The 563-nt window shown below is 43.5% G+C and carries 1 protein-coding gene; it reads right to left on the bottom strand.

Annotated features, from left to right (window positions below):
- The coding region (locus tag BAZO_RS10770; RefSeq protein ID WP_003331521.1) for an HAD-IC family P-type ATPase at nt 1-530 on the bottom strand (530 nt) is incomplete at its 3' end.
- Between the last annotated feature and the right edge of the window lie 33 nt (nt 531-563).

Genomic DNA, 563 nt, shown 5'->3' with positions numbered 1-563 from the left:
CCAATGAGCATTGTTAGAATTTCAGCTACGTTTGCTGAGAGAAGGTAATAAATTGTTTTTTTGATATTGGTGTAAACACGACGTCCTTCACGAATAGCGGCGACAATGGTTGCAAAATTGTCGTCAGCAAGAATGATATCAGATGCAGACTTGGCAACTTCTGTGCCGGCTATTCCCATTGCAGTTCCGACATCGGCAGCTCTTAAGCTGGGTGCGTCATTGACCGGGTTAAGCTCTGTCAGCACGATTTGTTCTTTTTCTTGCCAGATTTTTACAATACGAAGTTTGTCTTCAGGACTTACTCGGGCATAGACCGAAATTTGTTCAATCATTTGGCTAAGTTCATCATCGGTCATTGATTTAAGCGTCAGTCCATCAACAACTTTATCTCCGTCACGATAGATGTCAATTTGTTGAGCGATTGCTTTTGCTGTAAGCGCGTGGTCCCCTGTAATCATGATTGGTTTAATACCAGATGCTCTAGCTTCTTGAACGGCAGCTTTTGATTCTAAGCGTGGAGGGTCAATCATGCCAACGAAGAGTAACGGAGGCGCTCAAAGGTT

Source organism: Schinkia azotoformans LMG 9581, assembly GCF_000307855.1.
Lineage (GTDB): Bacteria > Bacillota > Bacilli > Bacillales > Bacillaceae_J > Schinkia > Schinkia azotoformans.
This window is presented reverse-complemented; position numbering and strand designations above follow the sequence as displayed.